We start from the raw sequence: 22,477 nt of genomic DNA, 5'->3' as shown, positions 1-22,477 counted from the left end.
TCCGGGAGCAAGCTCCCTTCTGTCCGCTCGACTTGCATGTATTAGGCACGCCGCCAGCGTTCGTCCTGAGCCAGGATCAAACTCTCCGAAAAAGTACAAAACCGAAGTTTTGTTTTTCGTCAGCGTTTGACTGACTACCTATGATGTTTCATAGGATTTTTTTATAAAAACTCGAATTAACAGGTACGTTTTGTCTTGTTTAGTTTTCAAAGATCATTTTCATTATCGCTCGTAAGCGACTTTAATATCTTAACATTTCGTATCGGTTAAAGTCAAGAATTTTTTCAATTTCTTTTTTAACCTCGTTGCTGTTTTGCGGCAACGAATAATAATATACCATGTTGATTCTTTCCTTGCAATAGTTTTTTTAAAAAAAGTTTCATTTTATGAAAAATAAAAAGCGCCATAGTTAAAATGGCGCTTTGATTGATGTATTAACGGTTTCTCATTTGTGGGAAAAGCAGTACATCTCTGATTGATGGAGAATTTGTTAATAGCATGATTAACCGGTCGATACCGATTCCTAGTCCGCCTGTTGGAGGCATACCATATTCTAATGCTTCAACAAAATCGTCATCCATTAGATGCGCTTCGTCATTCCCTTCTTCACGTTCTTTTAATTGAGCTTCGAATCGTTCTCTTTGATCGATTGGATCGTTTAGCTCTGTGAATGCATTAGCATGCTCGCGGCGTACGATAAATAGTTCAAAGCGATCAGTAAAGCGAGGGTCTTCAGGATTTTTCTTAGCTAATGGAGAAATCTCCACTGGGTGTCCGTAAATAAATGTAGGCTGAACCAATGTTTCTTCAACTTTTTGCTCGAAGAACTCATTGATGATATGACCTACTGTCATGTTTTTCGTGATTTCAATTCCGTGATCAGCGGCATGCTGCTTCGCTTCTTCTACAGACATCTCCTGCCAAAAGTCCACACCAGTTGCTTCTTTGACCGCTTCAACCATATGGAGTCTCTTCCATTCAGGCTTGAGATCAATTTCATCTTCTCCATATTGAATAGTGGTTGTTCCTAGTACCTCTTCGGCAATATGAGCAATCAGGTTTTCAGTTAGGTTCATGATGTCTTTGTAATCTGCGTAAGCTTCGTACAGCTCGATCATAGTGAATTCTGGGTTATGACGAGTTGATACACCTTCGTTACGGAATACACGGCCAATCTCGTATACTTTCTCTAGGCCACCGACAATCAAGCGTTTTAAGTGCAGTTCAATCGCAATACGCATATAAAGCGGCATATCCAGTGCATTGTGATGAGTAATGAAAGGACGTGCTGATGCACCACCAGGGATGCTGTGCATTGTTGGTGTTTCAACTTCTAGGTACCCTTTAGAATCTAAGTATCTTCTCATGGATTGAATAATCTTGCTTCGCATGATGAACGTCTGCTTACTTTCTGGATTTACAATCAGGTCAAGGTAGCGCTGACGATAACGTTGTTCAACATCTTTGAGTCCATGATATTTATCAGGAAGCGGGCGAAGTGCTTTTGTGAGAACCTCAAAGCTAGTCGCTTTAATTGAAAGTTCTCCAACGTTCGTTTTAAATACCATTCCTGTTACACCGATGATATCGCCTAGGTCTGAGCTTTTGAATAACTCGTAAGCTTCTTCTCCTACACTATCTTTACGAACGTATATTTGAATTTGTCCTTCTAAGTCTTGTATATGCGCAAAGCCAGCTTTCCCTTTTCCTCGCTTTGTCATCATACGTCCAGCGATTGTCACTTGGGCAGACTTTTCTTCTAAGTCTTCTTTAGAAAACTCATCATATTCAGCGATAATTTGTGCGGATTGATGAGAACGGTCATATCGTTCGCCGAATGGATCGATACCCTCTTCTCTCATTTTATTCATTTTGTCACGTCTGACCTGGAATTGGTCATTTAATTCTTCGTTATTAAGCCCTTCATTACTCATTTATATCACTCCAATAATGTATTTTGCAGAGAAAAGCAGAAAAACTGCCAGTACATGCACTAGCAGTGAGCTACAAAAAGAAAGATAGTCTTATCCTACTTTTATACTTTGAAGCTCTTTTGCCTCGGCTTCGATCGTAAAGTCATCAAGAACTTGTACTAGCTCCGCTCTCGTTTCACTTTGATTGATTTGATTTCTTACGTCCGCATTGCCTCGGACACCTTTTAAGTACCATGCTGCGTGCTTTCTCATTTCTCTGACAGCCACGTGTTCGCCTTTTAGGTCAATGAGTCTGTCTAAGTGAAGTTTGCACACTGACATCTTCTCACGTACATTTGGCTCTTCTTTTAGTTCACCCGTTTCTAAATAATGAACCGTTCGATAGATCATCCACGGGTTTCCTAGTGCGGCTCTTCCGATCATGACAGCATCTACACCTGTTTCATCAAGCATACGTTTTGCATCTTGAGGGGTTTTGACATCTCCATTGCCGATGACAGGGATGGAAACAGATTGTTTGACCTCTTTTATAATATCCCAATTCGCTGTTCCTTCGTACATCTGCACACGTGTCCGTCCGTGAAGCGCAACCGCTTGTCCACCTGCTCGTTCAACAGCACGGGCATTGTCGATAGCGAAGATATGATCTTCGTCCCAGCCCATTCTCATTTTCACCGTAACAGGTTTATCTACAGCATCTACAACAGCAGAGACCATTTCATAAATCTTGTTTGGATCAAGCAGCCATTTCGCTCCTGCATCACATTTCGTAATCTTCGGTACAGGACAGCCCATGTTAATATCAATAATGTCCGCTGTTGTGTTCTGGTCTACAAACTTTGCTGCTTCAACGAGTGTGTCTTTTTCACCTCCAAATATCTGAAGGCTCAAAGGTTTTTCACGTTCATCAATGTATAGCATACCCATTGTTCTTGCATTGTTGATCAGGATCGCTTTGTCACTGACCATTTCAGCGCAGACTAAACCCGCTCCAAACTCTTTAACTGTCAGTCTGAAGGCAGAGTTACACACACCAGCCATAGGCGCGAGCACCACTTTGTTATTAATGTCGATATCTCCGATTTTAAACATCATTTCCCCTCCTTCCTTCTTCAAGAATTGGCGAAAGTTCTTCCACCGTTATATTTAAAGCATCTGCTATTTGACCAACCAATTGGTTTGTTGGTAATCGATTGCCTCGCTCAATTTCTCCTAAGACAGAGACAGAGATGCCTAGTCTTTTCGCGAACCCTTCCTGAGTATACCCTTTTAGCTTTCGGTATGCACGAATTCTTCTACCCCACATGTCTTTTTCCATATGCTTACACCTTCTTGGTCTGTTACGGCATTTATTTGTACTTCGCCGATTTCTGGGCAAATCTCACTCATCGGAACAAGAACGAATAAACGTTCGTACATTCTAGGATGTGGTACTACAAGCTGTTCTGTTTCAATATTTTCACGATTATAAAGTAAAATGTCAAGGTCAGCCGTTCGCGGTCCCCATCTCACTTCTCTTGTTCTGCCTAACTCTTGCTCGATTTTCTGAGTAAGTACCAGTAGTTCATTTGGACGAAGCGAAGTGGAAATTTTCACAGCCATATTTAAAAAGTCATCTTGGTTTTCGTAACCTACAGGTGTTGTTTCATATATAGAGGAGATCAATTCTACTTGAACCTCTGGATGTTCGTGCAGTTTTTTGACAGCTTCTTTTAAATAGGTTTCCTTTTTACCTATGTTCGAACCTAAAGCGATGTATGCGGTATTGTTCATGTGCGTGATCTCGTCATTTCAATTGCAACGGACTGATAGTGTCCTGGAATTGGCGGATCTGGTTTGATCACCTTCACTGTACATTCCTGAACTGTCGGAAAGTCCTTTAACACTTGGTTCGCAATTCTTTCTGTCAGTGTTTCAACAAGGTTGACCGATTCACCTTCTACAATGCTTTTGCAGATTTGGTAGAGCTCTGCATAATTAATGGTCTCATTGAGGTCATCAGTTTGTCCGGCTTTACTTAAATCAAGTGAAGCTGTTAAATCCACACGGAATCGCTGTCCTAATTTATTTTCTTCTGCAAATACGCCATGATAGCCGTAAAATTCCATTCCATTTACATATACTTTATCGATGATAAGCGCCTCCCTTATTCAACATGGCATCCATCATTTTTGCCATTCTTGCGATTTCTTTTACATCATGTACACGAACCATCGCACTGCCTTTTTGAATCCCAAGGCAGACCGTGGCTCCCGTTCCTTCAGTACGTTCTTCCGGCGGCAGGTCTAAGACAGCTCCGATGAATCGCTTTCGAGATGTAGCTAAGAGCAGTGGATACCCAAGGTGACAAAAATGTTCGAGCTCATTCATGACCATGAGATTGTCCTCTTTATTTTTCGCAAATCCTACACCTGGGTCTAATATGATCATGTCATCACGGACACCCGCTTGTTTTGCAATTTGAACACTTTCTTTCAAATCTGCGATCATATCTGAAATCAGATGTGTGTAGTTTCGCTCTGGCCGATTGTGCATTAAAATAATCGGCACATTGTGCTTCGCTGCCACATGCGCCATTTGAGGATCTGCCTTCGCTCCCCATACATCATTAATGATGGAAGCTCCAGCTTTCACCGCTTCATCTGCAACATGGGCTTTATACGTATCAATGGAAATCGGTACATCCAATTGTTTTGTGATCTTTTCAATGACGGGAATGACTCTTGAAAGCTCCTCTTGTTCTGAGACAAATGCCGCTCCTGGGCGAGTCGATTCTCCGCCTATATCAATGATATGTGCCCCGTCCTCTATCAGCTGGGCTGCATGAGCCAGCGCTTTATCCACTTGATTAAACTTTCCTCCATCTGAAAAAGAGTCAGGTGTGACATTTAAAATGCCCATGACCAATGTCTTTTCTTCATAACTAAGGGTGTGGTGCTTGGCTTGTATGATTTTAGGCTGTTTTATCACTTGTTGTGTCATTGTGTCCACCTACTCTTTATAATCTAGACGTTCTTTTGTATATTGTGTTCTCAATTTTGTTGAGAAGATCCGGCTGTTTTGAGGAAAGGAGATTTCCCCTATACTTCTGAAAGGCACAATCCCTTGAACAGAATTGGTCATCCATGCCTCATCAGCTGATAGCAAATGGGAGACTGTATATCGCCCTACTTTTAGTGAAGCCTCCATCGCTTGGAGTGTTTCGATACAATATCGACGAGTGACTCCATTTAAAATGCCTGTATCAAGTGACGGTGTATAAATCACATCGCCTTTTCGCCAAAATACATTGGAAGTAATTCCTTCTGCCACATCATTTTCTTTTGTTAAAAAGATACCTTCTAATTTCGGATCATTTCCCACTTCTCTTTTAGCCAGCAGGTTGTTCATATAATGGTGAGACTTAAGGCGCCTCGGACCTTCCGGGGTATTTCTCCTCGTTTGAAGAATGACTCCCTGTTTCTCATCTAAAACAGATTCGGGCCGGAATGGAGAGATCATGACAAACACGACAGGCTCTTCATAAGGATCTGCAGAAAATCCATTGCCCCTGCCCGCAGAAACATTGAAGCGAATTCTCGCGTGTCCACCGGCTATTTCGTTTTTATTTAGTAAGGTATGAATAATGTCGAGTACAAATGGTTTCTCTATTGTGGATTCGATGCAAAGGTCACGCAATGATTGATTGAGCCTTTCAAGGTGCCAATCTAACAGAAAGACTTGTCCTGCCAGGCTGGTAAATGTTTCGAATACACCGATGCCATATAGAAAACCATGATCAAAAGGAGAAAGAGTCGCGTCTTTCTCCTCTATATACTGACCGTTCAGATAAATGATCATGCGTTTACTTCATGCCCCTTTTTACGATAGGTTTCAATGAAATTTTTAAGCATTTCTTTTCCGAACGACGTCATAATCGATTCAGGATGAAACTGTACACTTTCAATCGGCAGCTCTTTATGGCGAATGGCCATGAGCTCACCTTCCTTTGTGCTGGCTGTTGCGTCAAAACACTCCGGCAGCGTCTCGTTTTTGACAATTAATGAATGATATCTCGTTGCGACAAGCGGATTTTGGAGTCCAGTGAAGACACCTTTTCCGTCATGAGCAATCTCTGACGTTTTACCATGCATTAAGCGTTCTGCACGAATGACATCCCCGCCAAAAACTTGCGCGATGGATTGATGACCTAGACACACACCGAAGATCGGAATACTTCCCGCAAAGTGCTTGATCGCCTCCATACTAATTCCCGCTTCATCTGGACTGCATGGCCCCGGGGAAATCATGAGAAAATCCGGCTTGAGTTCTTCGATTTCTTGAATGGTTACTTGATCATTCCGTTTCACGATCAATTCTTCTCCAAGCTCACCTAAATACTGGACCAAGTTGTACGTAAATGAATCATAATTATCAATCATTAATATCATGCTCTGCTCACCTCTAACTCAAAATAGTCTCTTCTTTGCTCAACTGTAATGCTTTTTTCACTGCATAGGCTTTTTTAATCGATTCTTTGTATTCGTGCTTTGGTACAGAATCGATGACGATCCCAGCACCCGACTGCATAAAGGCTTTGCCTTCAGTACAGTACGCCGTACGAATGACGATGTTAAAGTGCATATCTTGATTGAATCCAAACCAGCCTATAGATCCAGTATAAAGCCCACGCCTTGTCGGCTCAAGCTCTTCTATGATTTCCATTGTTCTCACCTTTGGAGCACCTGTAATGGTTCCGCCTGGGAATACAGCTCTCATGACATCTACTGCATCACAATCATCACGCAGTTCCCCTTGTACGTTGGATACAATGTGCATCACGTGTGAATATTTCTCAATCGCCATAAATTCGTTCACTTTTACTGAGCCATAAGTAGACACGCGTCCAAGGTCATTCCGCTCAAGATCCACGAGCATCACATGCTCTGCGCGTTCTTTTTCATTTTCAATGAGCTCTTTTGCCAGCGCTTGATCCTCAGCGTCGTCTTTGCCTCTTGATCTTGTACCCGCAATCGGTCTTGTTTCTAATTGATTCCCCTTTTTCTTAATAAGCAGCTCTGGAGATCCACAAACAATCTGGAAATCAGGCGTGTGCAGATAAGACATATACGGAGATGGATTGACTTGACGTAACGTTTTGTATAAATCATACGGATGTGTGTGGAGCTGTTCATCTTGTCTGATGGATAAATTCACTTGGAACACATCACCGCTTGCGATATATTGCTTAATTTTCTCTACTGCTTCTCCAAAGGTTTCTTCGGTAAACGGTGCTGCTGGTACAAATTCTGCAGAAGATTCATGAACAAGAGATTGCGCTGATTCTTCTGAAGAGCTTGTCCACTTTCGCTTCAAATCTTCGAGTCTTTGATGAGTGTCACTCACAGGTTCCGTTCCTTCTGTGTGAGTGATCAGCCACAGCACGTTTTCTTCATGATCAAAGACCGCAACATCATTAAATACGAGAAAATAAAGATCAGGTGTTTTCAGGTCATCAATGGACAGCATTTTAAAATGCTCGATATATCTAGCATAATCATAGCTTAAAAATCCAATCGCCCCGCCTTGAAAATCAGGATATTCCTCATTCATTTCGGTTTGAAGGGTTTGGAACCAATCCGTAAACGCTCTGAATGGATCGCCTTCTTTGAACAGCACCTCATCTTGATAATGGATGGTTGTCATCCCGTCTTTCCCCTTCGCTTTAGCAACCGGGTCAATGCCAGCAATGCTGTATGAACCGCCGCGAGCACTTTCAAGAAGAACATGGTGTGTTTCGCCAGCAGTTAATTGTTCGTATCTTTTCAGGAAAGCATCTTTCGTAAAAGGAATTTTGATGCCCATCGGCCTGCGTTGTGTCATGTTATCATCCTTTTTCATTTTCATTAATCTTATTGTAATGCAATCCAATTTATTTAGAAAATAGTATTTGCTTTCCATCTACAGATTTCATAAAAAAACCCCAGCAAATGCTGGGGTAATTGGTTTAATCGAATTGATAAAGAGGTGTACTGAGATAACGCTCCCCATTACTTGGGATGATTGCCAGAACCTTTTTCCCTTTACCAAGCTTCTTCGCTGTTTGAAGTGCTGCGTAAATAGCTGCTCCTGAAGAAATACCGCCAAGGATCCCTTCCTCTTTCGCTGCTTTTCTTGCAAGCTCAAATGCATCTTCGTTTTTCACTTGGATAATACCGTCATATACTTCCGTGTTCAAGATTGAAGGGATAAAACCTGCTCCTATCCCTTGGATTTTATGCGGGCCTGGCTTTCCGCCTGATAATACAGGAGAATCTGTCGGCTCTACCGCATAAAGCTGAATCGATGGGATGGCTTCTTTTAGGACTTCACCAGCACCCGTAATCGTGCCGCCCGTACCAACACCTGCAATAAATGCATCAAGCTCGCCGTCAAACTGTTCAAGAATTTCTTTTCCTGTAGTACGACGGTGAATCTCCGCATTGGCTTCGTTGCTAAATTGTTGAGGCATGAAGTAACCATGCTCTTCTGCCAATTCTTCTGCCTTTTTAATGGCACCTTTCATTCCTTCTGCACCTGGTGTTAAGACAAGCTCTGCACCATAAGCGCGTAAAAGGTTGCGGCGCTCCTGACTCATTGTGTCTGGCATCACTAGAATTGCGTTAATTCCTTTAGCTGCCGCTACCATCGCAAGACCGATCCCTGTGTTTCCGCTTGTTGGTTCAATGAGCGTGTCGCCGGCTTTTAAAGTACCTTTCGCTTCAGCATCTTCGATCATCGCTAACGCAATACGATCTTTTACACTGCTGCCCGGGTTCATATATTCAAGTTTCAAGTAGACATCCGCACTGTCTTCATCTACTAAACGGTTTAATTTAACGACTGGTGTATTTCCTATTAGTTCAAAAACTGAATTTGCAATACGAGCCATCACTAACACCTCTATCTCCGAGTAATTTTATTGTATTAATATTAAATTATCAATTTCAAAAAATTTTGTCAATGCTTTTAGTCCTGGTCGCCATCGTAAAACCATGTGACTTTTGCTTCTTTCCACAGGGTTTTGACATTCGCCTTTTCACCTAGGTCTTCCATGGCAATCTGCCTTTTGATCTGATCTTTGACTTCTTCATAAGAGAAGGAGCGGCCATCTAATTTTTCTTTTAGTTGAATAATGGCATACCCGTTTTTGGTCTCGATCGGTTCTTTTGTCCATTCGTCTGGCTGAAGCTTTTGAGCTTCCTGTATGTATAGGGCTGGTATACTTTCTTGTTCTTCTGTCACAAACCCAAGATCTCCGCCATATGGAGAGGTGTAGCGGTCAATGGAGCGTTCAGCTGCCACCGCTTCGAAGCTAGATCCGCCTTTCAGATCCTTCAATACATTTTCAGCTTCGCCTTTTGTCTTCACGACGATATGACGAATACGGTATGAATCATCATATTGATATAAGTCCTTGTTTTTTTCATAAAAGGATTTCGCTTCTTTTTCAGAAACGACAGCATCTCTCGTTAAAAGCTGCTCTAATAAAATTTGATAACGAATCTGTTCTTTCCATTCCTTTTCACTCGTATGTCCATCTTCGTAGAAGTTATTAGATACCGCTTTAAGCATGAGCAATTCACGATTGATCTCTTTTGAAGACACCTCAAGCTTGTTTTCTTTCGCAAGCTGATTGACCACCTTCTGATTAATCATTTGCTCAAGTGTTGCCTTGCCATAGCGGTCTTCCATCTTCTTTAACCATTCTTGACGCGTCACCTTCTCTTTTCCAATCGACGCAATTTCTTCACCGCTCTTCCCATTTGAAGAAGCCTGTGACATTTGCGACTTTGTTAATACATATGCAATGACAACGGCATTGATCATAAGCAACACGAGGATAAATGTCCATACCACTCTTGCTTTTAGTCTCATTTTTCGTCTCCTTTCCATTCTAAAAAGAAAACCCGCTGCTTAGAGCTTAGCGGGTTATTTCTTCACGTAGCTCTTCTAGCTCTTCTTTTGTAAATACATACGTTTCGTTACAAAAATGGCATTGAGCTTCTGCTTGTCCGTCTTGTTCAATCATGTCGTCAATTTCGGCTTTCCCTAGGCTGATAATGCCATTAGCAAAACGTTCTTTTGAGCAGTTACAAGAGAATTCGACAGGTACGGTTTCTAAAATTTGAGGTTTTTCTCCGAGTACTTCTTCTAAAATTTCTTCTGGTGTCATCCCTTTTTCAATGAGTTTAGAAATGGGTTCAATGGTTGAGAGCTGCTTTTCTAGTCTTTCGATGACAGCATCTTCTGTTCCAGGCAGCAATTGAATGATGAAACCGCCTGCTGCAAGGATCGAGTTATCTGGATTGACCAGAACCCCTACGCCTACAGAGGAAGGCACTTGCTCAGAAGAGACAAGATAATAAGTGAAGTCATCTCCAATTTCACCTGAGACGATCTCCGTTTGTCCTGTAAAGTGATCTTTCAGTCCGATATCTTTGACAACACTCAACGTTCCAGATGTCCCGACTGCACGTCTGACATCCAGCTTGCCATGTTCATTTAAGTCAAAGTGGACTTGTGGGTTTGAGACATATCCGCGCACCTGACCTTTTGCGTTTCCATCAGCAATGATGGCACCGATTGGTCCACCGCCTTCAATTTTGACCGTTAGCTTATTTTCGCCTTTCAGCATAGCACCCATCATGACTGTAGCTGTCATTGTTCTGCCAATCGCTGCTGATGCTGTTGGCCATGTATGGTGTCTTCTTTGTGCTTCATTGATTGTATCTGTTGTGTTTGCAGCATATGCTCGGACTTTTCCGTCATATGCTAACGCTTTAACTAAGTAATCCATTCGATTTTAAACCTCCTATAGTACACCGACACGATTACGCTCATAAATGAGTTGAAGTCCTTTTAATGTTAAGAACGGATCGACAATATCAATGCAGTCTGATTCATTTCCAATCAATGTCGACAAACCGCCTGTTGCAATGACTTTCGGTGTTTGTTTCGCTTGCTGCTTCATCCGTTTCACTATTCCCTCGACTTGCCCAACATATCCATAAAGGATGCCGGATTGCATCGCACTAATGGTGTTTTTTCCAACAATGTGATCTGGACGGACAATTTCAATTCTCGGCAGCTTCGCCGCTCTTGTATATAAAGCCTCTGTTGAGATGGTAATACCAGGTGCAATTGCCCCACCCATGTATTGTTTTTGTTCATTGATATAGCAGTAGGTTGTCGCTGTGCCAAAGTCTACCACAATGAGAGGTGCCCCATATAGGTGAATCGCCGCTACTGCATTCACAATTCGATCAGCCCCGACTTCCTTTGGATTGTCACACATAATGTTTAATCCAGTCTTCATTCCAGGCCCTACAATTTGGGGTGTTAAGTGAAAGTACTTCTCGCACATTCTTTCTAGTGCAAACATCATCGGCGGGACAACAGACGAGATGATAATTCCTTCTATTTGATCAAACATCAGCCCCACATAATCAAATAAAGACCTGATGGCCATACCAAATTCGTCTTCTGTTTTATGACGGCTTGTTTCAATTCGCCAATGGTAGTTTAGATCGCCATTATGATAAACACCTAAAACGGTATTTGTGTTTCCTACATCTATCACGAGTAACAACTTCATCACCACTTTGAATAGTTTCTCAAAAAGAGCATTTTTCGACTTTCTATCATACCATACACGAATTGAGTTCCATTTGTAAACAATTCGAAACCGATCCATTTAGGAATCGAAATAAAAAAAGCTGCCGGTGATCCCGGCAGCTTTCACAGAAGGAGATTAGATCTCCTCATCTTCTTTTTTCTTGATGTTCACTTTCACATCATCGTTTTTCTCTTCGTCATCTGCGTATACACGCTCTGGAAGCTTTCCAGTTTCGTAAAGAGATTTAATTTGCTCAGCATCTAATGTTTCAACTTCTAAAAGGGCCTGTGCGATGATTTCTAGCTTATCTTTGTTCTCAGTGAGAATTTGTTTCGCACGTTCGTAGCTGTCCTTGATGAAACGCTGAATTTCTTGGTCAATCTCGTAAGCAATGGCTTCACTATAATTCGGCTCGTTGTTAAAATCACGGCCTAGGAACACTTGACCACCTTGTGCTTGACCGAACTGAAGTGGACCAAGCTTATCAGACATACCGAACTCAGTAACCATTTTTCTTGCAATGCCTGTTGCACGCTGGAAGTCGTTGTGAGCGCCTGTGCTTACTTCACCAAACGTAATTTCCTCTGCAACACGACCGCCGAGCAAGCCGACAATTTTATCAAGAAGCTCTGGCTTCGTTTGGAAATAACGGTCTTCTCTTGGAAGCATGACCGCATATCCGCCTGCCTGACCACGAGGAACGATCGTTACTTTATGCACCATGTCCGCTTCGTCTAGGATAAGTCCAATCACAGTATGACCTGCTTCATGGTAAGCCACGATATTACGTTCTTTCTTCGAAATGACGCGGCTTTTCTTCGCCGGTCCAGCGATGACACGGTCAGTCGCTTCGTCGATATCACGCATATCGATTTTCTTTTTGTTATGACGGGCAGCAACAAGTGCTGCTTCGTTTAGTAAGTTCTCAAGATCTGCTCCAGAGAACCCAGGTGTTCTGCTTGCAATGGCTTTCAAGTTCACTGTATCATCAAGCGGTTTGTTTTTCGCATGAACCTTCAGTACTTCTTCACGGCCAATGACATCTGGTCGGTCAACCGTAATTTGACGGTCAAAACGTCCCGGACGCAGCAATGCAGGATCTAGGATATCTGCACGGTTCGTCGCAGCAATGATAATAATACCTTCGTTCGCACTAAAACCATCCATTTCAACAAGAAGCTGGTTAAGCGTTTGTTCACGCTCGTCATGACCACCGCCAAGACCGGCTCCACGCTGACGACCCACTGCATCAATCTCATCAATAAAGATTAAGCAAGGTGCATTCTTTTTCGCATTTTCGAATAAATCACGTACACGTGATGCACCGACACCGACGAACATCTCGACGAAGTCAGAACCACTGATGCTGAAGAAAGGAACGCCTGCTTCTCCTGCAGATGCTCTCGCAAGCAATGTTTTACCTGTACCTGGAGGTCCTACTAGTAAAACCCCTTTAGGTATTCTTGCGCCAAGCTCCGCAAATTTACGTGGGTCCTTTAGGAATTCAACCACTTCTACAAGCTCTTGCTTTTCTTCATCTGCACCGGCAACATCTTTAAATTTCACACGTTTCTTCTCTTCTGTGTAAAGCTTCGCCTTACTCTTACCAAAGTTCATAACACGGCTTCCACCGCCCTGAGCTTGGTTCAATAAGAAGAAGAACAGGATAAAGATGATGATAAACGGAATGATGGTGGTCAGAACTTGCAGCCATCCATTTGTTTCAGGTGCTGGTTCTACTTTTACATCTGTATTCTTCAGTGCACTGTAAATCTGGTCAACACCTTGACCATCTGGAACATGGGTAATGAAGTATTGATCTTTCTTCGCGCCATCTAATTGACCACGAATTTCATAAACCCCTCTTACAGGCTGAATGGAGATACTCTCCACTTTTCCCGCACTTAGATTTTGCGAAAATTTGCTGTAAGACATGTTCTCAGGCTTTTGATTAGGGGATCCTAACCAACTGACTACCCCTATCACAAGTAATAAAATAAGTATATAAAAAATCGTATTACGAAAAACCCGATTCATTCCTTACCTCCTCCCACAGTAAGCACAACTATGTTCAATAGTATCATAGAAAATCATTCCAATACAACCAATAACCTCATGTATACGTATGCTGATTAGCCTTCGTAAACAGATGGTTTTAACACTCCAATATACGGGAGGTTTCGGTAACGTTCAGCGAAATCCAATCCATAGCCGACAACAAATGCATCTGGCACTTCAAATCCAACATAATCTGCTTTGATGTCTGCTTTACGACCGCTTGGTTTATCAAGCAATGTCACAATTTTTATGGAATTTGCTTTACGGTATCGGAAAAGCTCTACCAGATAGCTCAAAGTTAACCCACTGTCGATGATATCTTCCATAATTAAAATATCTCTTCCTTCAACAGAAGTATCAAGATCCTTAATGATCTTTACTTCTCCTGAAGATACGGTAGATTTTCCGTAGCTAGATACATCCATAAAATCAAGTTCTAAATATGTATCAATGTGTTTGATCAGGTCTGCCATGAATGGAAGAGCCCCTTTCAAAACACCAATAGCCAGGGGAAATTTACCATCATAATCGCTGGTTAATGTTGCACCCAGTTCCTTCACTTTTTGCTGGATCTCTTCTTCTGAGATCAAAACCTTTTCAATATCTTGTTTCATGCTTTTGCTTGCCCCCTACAAATTTTCATGCTGTCTATATTGTAATACAATGAGATCGCTGTTTGTCATATCAATTTCTTCAAAAACGGATTTTTTCAGACCTGGGATCCAGATGATTTGATGATCCGAGTCAGTGACGATCGGCCAGCTGTCTCTTTCTGCAAGAGGCACTTTTTTATCAATAAATATATCCTTCACCTTTTTTGATCCATTCATCCCTTTAAGTTTGATTCGATCACCATTTTTTCGTGAGCGAATGATCAAAGGGAGACGAACATGATCTTTTTGAAGCAAGAAAAAATGGTTTCCGTTCCGTGCATCCTTCGGAACATGATTTGATACCACGATAGACTGCCCATTCGGAAGGAAAAGCTCCTCTCCAAGCTCACCCTTTAAGTGAAGAGCATAAGACTGGTCTAGTACAAGCGATCGTTCAAAGGTAAACATACAGTAATCATAAGACTTGACAGCTTGTAAACCTTTTGGCAAATCTAATGATCCAGACGGTTGTTCGGTATGAGATAACCAGTCCAAAGTCCCTAGAATATGCTGGTTTGAAAACGCTGATTGAGTGTTTTCATAAAGATAGTTTAATATTAGTTGAATGCCTCTTCTTTGTAAAGGCAAAGGCAGGTCAAGCAAAGGCTTCGTTTTGATCTTAATTTGCTTAGGCGATTGATTCGTTATCACTTGGTTCATTTGTTCCTTTGTTAATGCCTGCAAGTATTGCTCATCCTCAGTCAGCATGTCACTTACAAACTGAAAGCTTTCATGTACATGAGGTGCCTCTTCTTTTAACACGGGAAGAATGTGTCTTCTTATCCGGTTTCTCAAGTAGTCATCAGTGTGATTGCTTTGATCAATGACATAGGGAATATGTTCTTTTTCACAAGCGGTCAGCACGTCGTCCTTGGAATATCCAATGAGCGGCCGAATCAGCCATCCATCTTGAAAAGGACGTTTTGCTTGGATACCGGCGAGTCCTATTCCAACAGTCCCTCTCGCAAGCCTCATCATCATTGTTTCTACTTGGTCGTCTCCATGATGTGCAAGCGCTATAAATTGAGCGTTGTATTGCTCCATCAATTGACGAAAGAAAGCATATCTGCACTCCCTTGCAGCTGCCTGTTTGTTTAAGTGGTTTTCTTTTGCATATTGGGTGACCTGTATGCGGGCCGATTCAAAAGGAATCTCTTGCTCCTTGCAGTAAGCCTCAACAAATGCCAAATCAGCAAAGGATTCTTCTCCTCTGAACATGTGATCTACATGGGCTGCAATCAGCTGATAGGAACCTTTTCGACGTTTGTTTAGTTCGTGCAGTAAAAGCATGGAATCTGGTCCGCCAGAAACCCCGACAATGACTGTCGTATTTTCAAGGTAAACATCATGTTTTTTCAAAAATGATTCAATTCTATTCACAACTTCCTCCTCACAAAGAGCAGGTAATTTAAAGATATACATATCCTATCACTTTCAGTAGCTCCAAGCAAAGATGAAGCCTGCTTTTTTACAGGTCTATAGCAGGAACAAAACTACATATGCACAGTAAAGAGCAAGTACACTGCACACGATCAGAATAGTTTCAAAAAGCCCGCCTGATTTTTTACGTACTGGTGTTCTTTTTGCTGCTGCAACTCTCGATCGTGAAGTCACCTGTTGATTTTGTTGAACAGCGGGCTTTTGCCCGTTTTTTTGCTGCTGCTTCTTTTGACTCGCTTTTCTTGAAGCGATCAGCTGTCCTTCTTTCAGCATCGCACTCTTCATAGCCGCCGCTGATTGATATTTACCTTGTAGAGCAGCCTTTAACACCCTTTCATAACGCTTTAATAAAGGATGTCCTTCAATCGCTCTGTAAAGCTGCTTTTCCGGTTCTGCTCCTTTTTTGAATTCTTTCTTATACGCACAATTCACCATCACCATACTTAAGGCAAACAGATCATAGGATGGCTCTGCCTTTCTTGTGCCGAATCCCCAATAGCCTCGATCAAAAAACTCTGTATACTCCTTGATTGCCCTGCCTGCTTTTGTCGTTCCCCCTACATCAATGCACCGGATCGCGGCTGGGGGACCTGAAACGATGAGATTATCTGGCTTCAAGTCACCAAAAATCCAGCCTTCCTGATGTAAATGAGCTAGGTTAGATAAAAGCTGAACCATTAAAACGACGATCCACTCATCACCTTTTTGTTTTACAAATTCAAGCAGTAACGGGCCTCTGACATACTCCATCACATAAAAGGAACGCTTTTGAAGCATACCGGGATAAATCGCATCATCCATATCATAAAAAGAAGGCCCCATGGTTTTCACAGGAGCCTTAGAAAAGGATTTTAATACATTGACTTCAGATGCAATGAGCATACTGTCATCACTCACTTTAAGGGCTACTTGACCATTTGGCGATTCGGCTAGATAGACAATACCGTTCGCCCCTTTTCCCAGCTCTTTTACAATGCGGTAATGATGGTGATGCCATTTCCCTTGAATCACCGTGCCTAACGGAATGTTAGAAGCCGAATTCATTATCATGCTCTTCCTTTGCTTCAAGCAGCCCTTTACGCGAACGAACTGATTTGAAATGCTGGAGTGCTTCTCGAAGCGCTGGTCCAGTTGGAGTAATTCCTCCCGTGGTCAGTTTCGGGAAAATAGATGATAACGAATCGAATCGAGGCGTCCAATTCAACACAATTTCAGCATCTGAGTTTTTCCCGGGAAATATACACATCCCAAACTGATTTTCACCAATCCTTGAATTTAAACTAATAGAGAGATCGATGAGTGCTTCTTTAACGGTCGGCAGCTTCGGTTTCATACTTGCACTTGTATCAACAAGCACAAGTACTTGAAGATGAACCGTCTCTCCTAACTCATCGACTATTTCCATCACTTCCCCACGCTTATCAGGCGGAAGCTCTTCAATTTCAGTGTCTTTGCCAAGTATTTGCTGCAATTCTTTATTCACAACACCTTGTAAGGTTTGTGTCATCGCTTTTTTTGTGACCATTTGTACCGTTTGAGATAACTGCTGGACGTAGACAACCTGATGAATGCCTCCGCCTGCGAGGGCAATCCCCTCGACTTCTTTCATCGCTTCATGATCGTGTCTGTTTTCCTCCATAATGCCAATGACATTGACTGTAATCCCTTGTTCCTTTGCCAATGAGGCAATCGCAAGTGGATCTTCCCCGTGATTTGAGCAGCCATCTGTAATCAATAAGATTTGGTTTACGTGACCTTTTCGCATCTTCATTCCTCCTGGGATCGTAACTGAATGCTTTATATCCCCATCATCGCCAGAAGAAATTCATATTATACGATATTTTAAGAAATCTCTTGTTTCTCAAGATAGAATGTACCAGTCGGAATGGATGCCCATTTTGGTGTGTTGTGATCAAGCCTGATGACAACAACCGTCATATCGTCGTCAATTTGACCCGCTCTTGTTCGAATGACCTCTTCCATTAATAAATCAGCAATCTCTTGCGGATCTTCTGTTTTAAAGCTTTTCATTTTGCGCTTCACCCACAGATCATGATTTTCAATATGCTTTGGTCCTTCGAAAATGCCATCACTCATCATAATCAGCAGATCTCCTGCCTTCATCTGTTCACTCACTACCTCCACTTCAAATTCATCAATAATCCCAATCGGTAAGTTGCTCGCTTGTACCTTCATCACCTGATCACCCCGTTTAATAAAGCTGGGTGTTGAACCAATCTTGAGGAACTTACAGCTCGCATCCTGTAAATCAATAATTGATAAATCTAATGTAGAATAGATTTCATCCGTCGTTCGTAAAGATAAAATACTATTAATGGTTTTGATTGCCACTTTTTCATTGATACCTGACGCCAATATTTTTTCTAACAGCTTAATCGTTTCATTGCTTTCAAAATGAGCCCTTGCTCCATTGCCCATTCCATCACTAATAGCTGCGGCATATTTGCCCGCACCCAGCTCCATCATGCTGTAGCTATCCCCAGACACTAACCCTCCGCCTTTCGCTGCATGCGCTACGCCTGTAGCCACTCGATATGATTTTGCAGAGCCAAATACAACGTGGCAATAGCCTGTTGGGTGCTCTGCACACTGCTCTGCTTTGACTAAAATCTGTTCTTCTAAAATATCTGAGAGCATGGGAGCGATGATTTTTTCACATTCACCATGTCCTTGGCAATATGGGATTCTCATTTCAATATCGACATTCCCCTGCTCCAAGCTATAAATTTCTACTTGCTGAATTTCAATCCCAAAGTGCTGAAGTGCTTCTATCATCTGCTCTTCTTGAATAAAATGCTGTTCTCTTTCTCGTTTTATTTCCCGGGAAAAATCCTCCATCACTTGTGAGACCCCCATCAGCTGTTCGGCTACAAGTCGTCTGCTGTCTTGGACCTTTTTCTTCAGAGTCTGGTTGGCTTTATAGTAAGCGATCTCCTCTTCAATCAATTCCTCGACATGTTTTGATTTTGAGCAGTGCTGGCTAAATTTCTTCTTCAATTTCCGGTTATGCTCGTAGGTTTTTTCATCAGATTCATGCATAACTTGTTTCATCAGTTCATAGGTTGTATCAAAGTTCTGCACCCAGCATTTATTTTTCTTATAGCACGTTTGACAGGATCGTTCTGTGATCGTACTTAAAAAAAGATCTACATCCTCTTCCTGCTTCTTTTCTTCAGGAATGGATTCGTAAAATGTCGCAAAACTCTCAGACAGCGCATGAAATACATTAGAAAATTGGTCTACCTTTTTTGCTGTCACATCCCGTACTTTCCGGGCGTATTGCTGCTGTTCTTGTACATGCTCTACCGTACCAGGAATATATTTCGCTACCTTAGAGGTCACTGATTGTGGCGTGAGTAAGAAGAGCGCAACTGCAATAAGTGATTCATACAGCGTGGTCACGAGACCTGCTGATCCTTCTCCGTATAGGGAAATAAGTAAGGAACCCACAATTAAGCCAATGGCTGCGCCTGCTTTCTTCCCCTCTTTCAGCAATCCCCCTAATAAGCCTGAAAAGGCAAGAAGACTCATCTGATAAAGGTTTCCGATGTTAGCGAGACCGAGAATTAATCCTGTCACGACACCCACCGTACAACCAATACTGGCTCCTCCAATAAAGGCAAAGCTCAGCACTACATAACGTGACAAAATATGCTCTGCCTGCATCCCTTGAAATGTGATACCAGCCAGACCTGTTAAAACTGAGGCAATTAAAATCATAAAGCAAATAATTTCTTCAACCTTTAAGGAGTGTTTGATTTTCCTGACTGTAAAAATCGGCAGGCTTTGAAGGAAAATCAGTGTCAAAATGAAGGCAAGTCCTGCTTCAACACCCGCCATGACGTAATCGTAGCTTTGCATAGCACCTTGCTCTAGGTAAACAAATGCTCCTCGGGTGATCAGCATTGACAGCACAATGACAACCGGCAATGTTTTCACTGGGTCTTTGATGATGAAAGAAACCACCTTGGACATAAGGAGAAACACGATCAACGACGCAAACACAAACAATGCGTTTTGAGGTGATATCGTCATGGCTCCAGCGAGTAAAGCGAGACAAGCAAGCATGGCCTTATCTCTTTTGATAAGCAGCATGGAGCCGAAGAAAGGCAGAGCAAACGGCATAATTTCAGATAAAATAAAGGCTCGTCCTAATAAAAAACCAAGTACAACATAAATAAACCCTTTATAGAAAAAAAGAGAATGCGTGTGATGAAGAAACAGGTTTTTCATCTTTTTTAACCCTGCACTGATTCTTTCAAACCCCGCTCCTGTTAAATCAGTTCTTCTTTCTAGTTTTTCCATCTTTTCATCCCCCACCTGATATTCGTTGCTTGTCATTATAGCGAAGGTGAAAAAGAAATTTTGTCAAAAGAAGTTGTCGTTTCCATAAAACGTTCGACGCTTTATTCGTCAAAGAGGCATACTTTCATGAAAGTCGATGTCTTTCATCAGAATTTTACGAAGACACAAAAAAAACAGCCTTCCTAAAGAAAGCTGTTTTGAAGATGACCCGTACGGGATTCGAACCCGTGTTACCGCCGTGAAAGGGCGGTGTCTTAACCGCTTGACCAACGGGCCTTGCTTTTATGTTCTACTAAAAAGGATAGCGGCGGAGGGGATCGAACCCCCGACCTCACGGGTATGAACCGTACGCTCTAGCCAGCTGAGCTACACCGCCATAATAAAAATGCGCTAAGAAGCACAAGATCTATAATACAAAGGAATCGCTTGTCCGTCAATAGGAAGTTCTAAATTAAATGAAGAAATCTCAAAAAATGTCGTATGGATCAAGAAAAAAAGCACCTGCGGACAGCAGGTGCTTTGTTGTGAAAGATATATAGAAAGCAGCAACAAGTTAACCTCTTCTTGCTCCGCGTCCCCCACGTTTTGATTCCGTGTTACGTTTTAAAGATGTTAAGCGGTCTTCACTATCTTTTAAGAATTTGTTCATTTTTTGCTCAAACGATTCCTTCGGACGGAAATCATTTCTGCTCGGTCTTGATTGTTGTTGTTGAGGACGATCTTTTGCTTTTTTAATGGACAAGCCGATTTTACCGTCTTTTTCAACGTTAATCACTTTCACTTCAACTTGTTCACCGACTTTTAAATGCTCATTAATATCTTTTACATAGTTATCGGCTACCTCACTGATATGAACGAGACCAGTTGAACCGCCTGGCAACTCCACAAAAGCTCCAAAATTTGTAATGCCCGTAACTTTCCCTTGTAACTTGCTGCCAACTTCAATCGACATAAAAAAAGTGCTCCTCCTTAGACTTATAAAAAAATCTCATTTGTTCAATTATACATAAACTGAATTTTAAGTGTCAACAAGGCTAATCGCTCTTATTGCCCACATCAAAGATTTTTTCGCCTTTTTTGGACATATAATAGTCTCGTCGTGCCAGTTCGAGTACGTATTCTTTGCTTTTCAGCTTTTTAATTTCATCAGAAATATCTTCCTGCTTTGTTTGTAATTGCTTCAATTCTTTTTCAAGCGCAACCTTCTTCTCTTCTTTTTCCTTTAATGAGGACGATTGCGACCAGAGGGCACTTGTCACCAAGACAGCAAACATGAGCACAATCACACCAAACACGGTAAGCCTTCTAAGGAGTCCACGGCGTTTGCGTTTTATGCGCTGTGCTTGCTGTTCCATTTGTTTTTGGTAATCATTTTGAATTTGTGCGATATTTCTTTTTCTCTTGTTCAAGGTTGAAGGCCTCCTCTCTTACTTTGTCCAGAATTGTTTCCATTTCGTTTTGATGGTACCAGATAATTTCTTGGTCCCTTGTAAAATTCCTGCTCCTTTAGAGAAAAACAATCTCATTGATGTTCGCCATTTTTCGGGAATCCGATGAATAATGGTCACATTAAGTAACCAGATGAGCGGATAACAAACAATGGACAGCACCTTCCACACGAGCCGAAACGTAAAATGAACAAGACGTAAGAGCAAGTGGAGCAAGAACATAATAGCACTTATGATTAAGGTCAGCAGCCAGCGGATTGGCTGGAAGACGATGGACATGACCAGCCGTTTAAGGACGAGAGCGGTCTGATACACACACATCATCATAAACTTGAGAATGTTCATATACAGCTGTTTCATCAATGCCTGATACATCGAAAAACCTAGTGCAACGGCTAGAAAGATATAAAGCCTGAATTCTCCTTCATTTGTCAGCAGCAGGACATAAAAGAATAAGAGGCCCTGTACCAGCCAAAAAAGGAGATCGTGTATAACCAAAAGCCATTTTGCTGTCTTTTCCCGATTCACAAACAGCTTGTACGTATCAAGCGATGCGCCCAGCCAGATGCCCATCGCTACCATCGAAAGCATCGTATAAAACTGGACTGTCAGCGTCATTTAAACAGCTTGCTAAAAAATCCTTTAGCTTTCTCCCCGTGCTGCTCATCTACATAAATTAAGTCAAAGACACGCCCTTTGATCGATACAACGCCTTTTTCGACGTCTAGGTTTTTCATTTGCAGATTTTCTCCACGGATAGCGAGAATCCCCATGACCGTCTCAAGCAGAAATTCTTCATTATCAAAGCTTTCCACCTGTTTGACACCGGTAATATCTAAATGCTTTCTGTTTCGCATTGTGACATTGTGCTCCGCTTCTGATGACAGCTTCGTGCCTTGAGGTTGATTATAATATTGATTCATTTATACATCCCCCATATCTCATACTTGCATTGTTACTGCATTGTATGTGACAGGAGGA

Annotated in this window: 22 protein-coding genes, 2 tRNA genes, 1 rRNA gene and 1 pseudogene; all 26 read right to left on the bottom strand. The window is 41.9% G+C overall.

The window, feature by feature from the left end; translation table 11 throughout:
* Positions 1-92, bottom strand: a 16S ribosomal RNA gene (locus tag ACP7A0_RS18265); the annotation flags it as partial.
* Positions 93-434: 342 nt separating this feature from the next.
* Positions 435-1,934: a lysine--tRNA ligase gene (gene lysS / locus ACP7A0_RS18260; protein WP_060595373.1), complete on the bottom strand. Its 1,500-nt coding sequence runs from the start codon at positions 1,932-1,934 to the stop codon at positions 435-437.
* Positions 1,935-2,024: 90 nt separating this feature from the next.
* A complete protein-coding gene (gene dusB / locus ACP7A0_RS18255; RefSeq protein WP_066031443.1) occupies positions 2,025-3,026 on the bottom strand; it encodes a tRNA dihydrouridine synthase DusB in 1,002 nt (333 codons plus the stop codon).
* Positions 3,019-3,252 (bottom strand): helix-turn-helix domain-containing protein, encoded by a 234-nt coding sequence (locus ACP7A0_RS18250; protein ID WP_034665770.1) that lies wholly within the window; start codon positions 3,250-3,252, stop codon positions 3,019-3,021. The genes dusB and ACP7A0_RS18250 overlap by 8 nt, the downstream gene beginning before the upstream one ends.
* On the bottom strand, positions 3,204-3,707 hold the full coding sequence (gene folK / locus ACP7A0_RS18245) for a 2-amino-4-hydroxy-6-hydroxymethyldihydropteridine diphosphokinase (protein WP_060595371.1): 504 nt from the start codon (positions 3,705-3,707) through the stop codon (positions 3,204-3,206). The genes ACP7A0_RS18250 and folK overlap by 49 nt, the downstream gene beginning before the upstream one ends.
* On the bottom strand, positions 3,704-4,066 hold the full coding sequence (gene folB / locus ACP7A0_RS18240) for a dihydroneopterin aldolase (RefSeq protein ID WP_034665765.1): 363 nt from the start codon (positions 4,064-4,066) through the stop codon (positions 3,704-3,706). The genes folK and folB overlap by 4 nt, the downstream gene beginning before the upstream one ends.
* Positions 4,059-4,916: a dihydropteroate synthase gene (folP, locus tag ACP7A0_RS18235; protein WP_060595370.1), complete on the bottom strand. Its 858-nt coding sequence runs from the start codon at positions 4,914-4,916 to the stop codon at positions 4,059-4,061. Before folP ends, folB begins: the two co-directional genes overlap by 8 nt.
* Positions 4,917-4,925: 9 nt before the next feature.
* Entirely contained in the window at positions 4,926-5,774 is an 849-nt protein-coding gene (gene pabC / locus ACP7A0_RS18230; RefSeq protein WP_066031445.1) for an aminodeoxychorismate lyase, read from the bottom strand.
* Positions 5,771-6,364: an aminodeoxychorismate/anthranilate synthase component II gene (pabA, locus tag ACP7A0_RS18225; protein WP_060595368.1), complete on the bottom strand. Its 594-nt coding sequence runs from the start codon at positions 6,362-6,364 to the stop codon at positions 5,771-5,773. The genes pabC and pabA overlap by 4 nt, the downstream gene beginning before the upstream one ends.
* A 13-nt stretch (positions 6,365-6,377) precedes the next feature.
* On the bottom strand, positions 6,378-7,796 hold the full coding sequence (gene pabB / locus ACP7A0_RS18220) for an aminodeoxychorismate synthase, component I (protein ID WP_426005955.1): 1,419 nt from the start codon (positions 7,794-7,796) through the stop codon (positions 6,378-6,380).
* 124 nt (positions 7,797-7,920) lie between these two features.
* Complete coding sequence (gene cysK / locus ACP7A0_RS18215; RefSeq protein WP_012008673.1) at positions 7,921-8,844, bottom strand: cysteine synthase A; 924 nt, start codon at positions 8,842-8,844, stop codon at positions 7,921-7,923.
* Between the two features lie 77 nt (positions 8,845-8,921).
* A complete protein-coding gene (locus ACP7A0_RS18210) occupies positions 8,922-9,830 on the bottom strand; it encodes a peptidyl-prolyl cis-trans isomerase (protein ID WP_426005953.1) in 909 nt (302 codons plus the stop codon).
* 46 nt (positions 9,831-9,876) lie between these two features.
* Positions 9,877-10,752, bottom strand: coding sequence for an Hsp33 family molecular chaperone HslO (gene hslO / locus ACP7A0_RS18205; protein WP_106039742.1), 876 nt, complete (start codon positions 10,750-10,752; stop codon positions 9,877-9,879).
* A 15-nt stretch (positions 10,753-10,767) separates the two neighbouring features.
* On the bottom strand, positions 10,768-11,544 hold the full coding sequence (locus ACP7A0_RS18200; RefSeq protein ID WP_060595364.1) for a type III pantothenate kinase: 777 nt from the start codon (positions 11,542-11,544) through the stop codon (positions 10,768-10,770).
* Between the two features lie 162 nt (positions 11,545-11,706).
* Positions 11,707-13,608: an ATP-dependent zinc metalloprotease FtsH gene (gene ftsH, locus ACP7A0_RS18195; RefSeq protein ID WP_060595363.1), complete on the bottom strand. Its 1,902-nt coding sequence runs from the start codon at positions 13,606-13,608 to the stop codon at positions 11,707-11,709.
* A 95-nt stretch (positions 13,609-13,703) separates the two neighbouring features.
* Positions 13,704-14,243, bottom strand: a complete 540-nt coding sequence (gene hpt, locus ACP7A0_RS18190; RefSeq protein WP_003217950.1) for a hypoxanthine phosphoribosyltransferase — start codon at positions 14,241-14,243, stop codon at positions 13,704-13,706.
* Positions 14,240-15,662: pseudogene (gene tilS / locus ACP7A0_RS18185) on the bottom strand (tRNA lysidine(34) synthetase TilS). Before tilS ends, hpt begins: the two are co-directional and overlap by 4 nt.
* Positions 15,663-15,758: 96 nt before the next feature.
* Positions 15,759-16,766 (bottom strand): protein kinase domain-containing protein, encoded by a 1,008-nt coding sequence (locus ACP7A0_RS18180; protein WP_106031945.1) that lies wholly within the window; start codon positions 16,764-16,766, stop codon positions 15,759-15,761.
* Entirely contained in the window at positions 16,750-17,487 is a 738-nt protein-coding gene (locus ACP7A0_RS18175) for a VWA domain-containing protein (protein ID WP_426005949.1), read from the bottom strand. The genes ACP7A0_RS18180 and ACP7A0_RS18175 overlap by 17 nt, the downstream gene beginning before the upstream one ends.
* 77 nt (positions 17,488-17,564) lie before the next feature.
* Positions 17,565-20,048, bottom strand: coding sequence for a stage II sporulation protein E (spoIIE, locus tag ACP7A0_RS18170; protein ID WP_066031449.1), 2,484 nt, complete (start codon positions 20,046-20,048; stop codon positions 17,565-17,567).
* Positions 20,049-20,252: 204 nt separating this feature from the next.
* A tRNA-Glu gene (locus tag ACP7A0_RS18165) sits at positions 20,253-20,324 on the bottom strand.
* Positions 20,325-20,350: 26 nt separating this feature from the next.
* A tRNA-Met gene (locus tag ACP7A0_RS18160) sits at positions 20,351-20,424 on the bottom strand.
* A gap of 177 nt (positions 20,425-20,601) precedes the next feature.
* Positions 20,602-21,000 (bottom strand): S1 domain-containing RNA-binding protein, encoded by a 399-nt coding sequence (locus tag ACP7A0_RS18155; protein ID WP_003217901.1) that lies wholly within the window; start codon positions 20,998-21,000, stop codon positions 20,602-20,604.
* Between the two features lie 82 nt (positions 21,001-21,082).
* Entirely contained in the window at positions 21,083-21,457 is a 375-nt protein-coding gene (locus tag ACP7A0_RS18150) for an FtsB family cell division protein (RefSeq protein ID WP_106072612.1), read from the bottom strand.
* 18 nt (positions 21,458-21,475) lie between these two features.
* Positions 21,476-22,114, bottom strand: a complete 639-nt coding sequence (gene yabQ, locus ACP7A0_RS18145) for a spore cortex biosynthesis protein YabQ (protein WP_060595359.1) — start codon at positions 22,112-22,114, stop codon at positions 21,476-21,478.
* Positions 22,111-22,419 (bottom strand): sporulation protein YabP, encoded by a 309-nt coding sequence (yabP, locus tag ACP7A0_RS18140; RefSeq protein WP_034665732.1) that lies wholly within the window; start codon positions 22,417-22,419, stop codon positions 22,111-22,113. Before yabP ends, yabQ begins: the two co-directional genes overlap by 4 nt.
* Between the last annotated feature and the right edge of the window lie 58 nt (positions 22,420-22,477).

Origin of the sequence: Bacillus sp. DWP3-1 (genome assembly GCF_049896565.1) — a bacterium.
Classification (GTDB): Bacteria; Bacillota; Bacilli; order Bacillales; family Bacillaceae; genus Bacillus.
The sequence above is the reverse complement of the archived record's forward strand: the minus strand, read 5'-3'. Positions and strand labels throughout refer to the sequence as shown.